The sequence below is a fragment of the Methanosarcina baikalica genome, from assembly GCF_031461075.1.
Classification (GTDB): Archaea; Halobacteriota; Methanosarcinia; order Methanosarcinales; family Methanosarcinaceae; genus Methanosarcina; species Methanosarcina baikalica.
The window spans coordinates 1-3536 of the sequence record NZ_JAVKPK010000121.1 but is presented as its reverse complement, the minus strand read 5'-3'; the positions used below and the strand labels follow the sequence as shown (position 1 = coordinate 3536).

Here is a 3536-nt window from a genome sequence, read left to right as displayed (position 1 = left end):
GTTCTCGACGAGTCTGAAGAATAAGCAGGAATAACAGTGAAGAAAATATCACGGGGAGCATGTATTTGCACTCCTTGATATCTTAATTTCTACGGAACTAATCTGAAGCTATGTGGTAGATGAGTGAAAAAACGTTTATTTTTCTTTTATTATTTTCTTTTTTATTTCTGTTCTGCTTTTTTCAGCTCTTCTCTTATATTTTCTACAGTCTGCCAGGACTGCCTTACAATGTTGGGAAACTCTCCTGAGTGCTCTTTTCCCCACTTCAGCAGGAATTCTTTTGTCTTGGGATCTGAGGGATAGCCGCTGCCAAAGTCCAAGCCCCATTCTTTTTTGAGTTCTTCGATCAGCTCATCTCTGCGCACCTTTGCAATAATAGAAGCTGCTGAGACCGTGGGATAAATTGCATCTGCCTGGTGCATAGAAATTATCTCTATTTTCTTTGCGTGATCAGAACTTGTTTTCGCATACTGTCTGCGGAGATTGGCTGCAAAACGCTCGGCTTTCACGTCAGCAGCATCAACATATACTAGATCTGGTTTTAGCTGTTCCAGCACTTTTGCAAAACAGACCACCATGATCTCATTCATTGTCATAATCTTCCTGAGTTCGTCAATCTGAGAAGGGCCGACCTCAAGGACAAAAAAGCCGTCTGCATGTTTTTTGATCTGGGCTGCAAGCTGCTCCCTTTTTTTCGGCGTCAGTTTCTTTGAATCCGCAACCCCGAGCACCTTGAAGATGTGGGCTTTCGACTCCTCTATTTTTACGCCTCCTATGCACATTGGCCCGATTACAGGGCCTTTTCCGGCTTCGTCTATTCCTGCGATCATCATTCTGTGGCTGCCTCCTGATTTGAAGGAAGAGAGCAGTTTTCATTTATTAAAGCTTGTTCCCTCTGGGCCTTCTTCTGAGCTTTTAGAGAGTAAATTAAATGAGATCTACCGCTTAAGAAGCATTTTCTGTTTTCTCTGGCTCTTCCATTAATGCTTGCAAAAATTTCTCAATACCCAAAACTTTAAATCTTTTGAAACATCCCATTGCTATACTTTTAGCCCACAGTTTATCAGTAAAATCAGCTGAGGCAGCTGATAAACATTTTAGATATTCTTTTTCATTTCCACATTTGTAGTATGCAATTGAGGAAATAAGCATTGCTCTTGAATTTTCGGAACTTTCTTTCAATGAATTAGCAAGTTCTATTGATTTTTTCATATTTCCAGATCTCAAATACAAGTATGCATCTTGAAGAATCTTATATTCTGGTGTATCCTTATACAATTTTACCTTGAAACTTGGATCTTGAAGTTTTCTTACCCAGTTATCTGCCTCTTCGAACTCTTCAATCGCGTCATAACAGATTATTAGTCCTAAAATGCTATTCGAAGCTCTTTTAATTTCAATACTTTGTTTAAATATCTTAATTGAGTTAATCCAATCTGGATCAGGTTTTCTGTGTAAACAATATCCTACGACATTCAGTAAACTGAATACAGAATCTTCGTTTCCCGATTTTTCCAGTAAATCTATTGCTTGTTGATAAACTTTTATAGAATCGTCCCAATCTGGATCAGGCTTGTGATATAAGCAATAAGCTAGACCTCTAAGGACATTTGCACGAAATTCAATTTGTTCCGATTTTTCCAATAAATCTACTGCTTCTTGAAAAGCTTTTATAGAATCGTCCCAATCTGGATCAGGCTTGTGATATAAGCAATATGCTAGACCTCTAAGGACATTTGCACGAAATTCATTTTGTTCCGATTTTTCCAGTAAATCTACTGCTTCTTGAAAAGCTTTTATAGCGTCATCCCAATCGGGATCAGGCTTGCGACGTAAGCAATATGCTAAATTATAGAGGACATTTGCACGAAATTCATTTTGTTCCGATTTTTCCAGTAAATCTACTGCTTCTTGAAAATTTTTTATAGCGCCATCCCAATCAGGATCAGGCTTGCGACGTAAGCAATATGCTAAATTATAGAGGACATTTGCACGAAATTCATTTTGTTCTGATTTATCCAGCAAATCTACTGCTTCTTGAGAAGCTTTTATAGCGCCATCCCAATCGGGATCAGGTTTGTGATATAAGCAATATGCTAAATTATAGAGGACATTTGCACGAAATTCATTTTGTGCCGATTTATCCAGCAAATCTACTGCTTCTTGAAAAGCTTTTATAGCGCCATCCCAATCAGGATCGGGTTTATCGGTGGAGCAATCCGCAAACTTACTTAAGGCGTCAACTTTCTCAAGATCATTACTTTTGCACACAGCTATTTCGAATAATTTAGCTCCAACCTCAAATTTTTCTTCTTTGATAGCTAATATGCCAAAATCCATCCACATTGAGTAATTACTTTTCAAATAATTTTCAAAACATTGACCTTCAGACAAAATATTTTCGATTTCATCCCAAGTTTTATCCTTAAGATTTTGAGTTATAAAATCTCCGTTCTCAACTCTCTCGCTAACCGGATCATACATAGTTGCTCGGTTAGGATCATCAGAATCAGCTACTAAAGCGAGAGAAAAACGTAATTCGTTTAATGTACGTTCTCCTGATGCTTCGTTCATGCCGTCAAGTATTTTTTGTAATATTTCCCACGACGATTTAGGTAAATAACATGCGATACAAAGTGCTTCAAGACCATTCCTATTATCAATAGGCCATAAAGAACGCACAATCTCTTCTGTATCGGTTGGTTCACGTGCAAAAAGAGAAGCATATCCTTCAATTGGCTGAGCAGTGTTTGAATTAATAATATCAATTATTTTTATGATAAATCTGAATGGAACATTTCCGCGAGACCTTATTACGTCTCTAATAGTGCTAATCTCTCCATTATCCAATCCTTGTGAAATTAACTTTGGTTGAATTATTGTTTCAAAAATATATTTAATATCTTCATCTCTTAATAAATCACAAGCATCATTTATAATATCCAAATTCTTCCCGATGGTTCCCTCTTTTTCCAACATTTTACTTAATTCACGTGGTCTAGCGGTAGCCCAAACACGCCAGATTCTTCCCTTGTGATTCATTAACAATTTAGCTATTTCAAAATTAGATGGAAGATGAATATTTTCTAAAATAAGCACAGGTCTTTTCGAGAGTTCAAAAATATTTTCTTGTTTAAACGATTGAATCAGTCTCGAAACAGATGCTGGAACGTCTTCAATAGATAAATCCTTTGGAGGTTCAATTCTAATTGGTTGTAAATTGTCATCTAACTTTGTGCACTCGTAGGCCAAGTAGGTCATCAAAGACGTTTTCCCACAGAAAGGTAATCCTTGAAAAAGCAGATCTTTTTGATTTGAGATCCAGTAATTTAATCTGTCTACAACTCTTGGTAAGGGAATAAAATGTTTATTTACTTGTTCCTGTGTCTTTAATTCTTGGAGAGATGGAGTTTTTCCTTCTATATTTATTTCAGGGACTTGTTCATTTTTTATACTAATTATACGAATATCCTTTGAACCATAGGTTTTCGAAGAAAATGTTGTAATCAATTCACTGGAGGAACTTGAGGATATAC

The 3536-nt window shown here is 36.6% G+C and carries 2 protein-coding genes; both read right to left on the bottom strand.

Annotation, left to right across the window (positions count from 1 at the left end):
- Positions 1–161 precede the first annotated feature (161 nt).
- Positions 162–833 carry a ribonuclease HII gene (gene rnhB, locus RG963_RS16185; protein ID WP_310577312.1) on the bottom strand — a complete coding sequence of 224 codons (672 nt, stop codon included), beginning with the start codon at positions 831–833 and terminating at the stop codon, positions 162–164.
- A gap of 112 nt (positions 834–945) precedes the next feature.
- Positions 946–3536 (bottom strand): tetratricopeptide repeat protein (locus RG963_RS16180; RefSeq protein WP_310577311.1); only part of this gene is annotated, 2591 nt, incomplete at its 5' end.

What these genes read in the sequence shown, in the direction of transcription:
- rnhB (WP_310577312.1), bottom strand. Translation starts at nt 833, where the DNA reads ATGATGATCGCAGGAATAGACGAAGCCGGAAAAGGCCCTGTAATCGGG.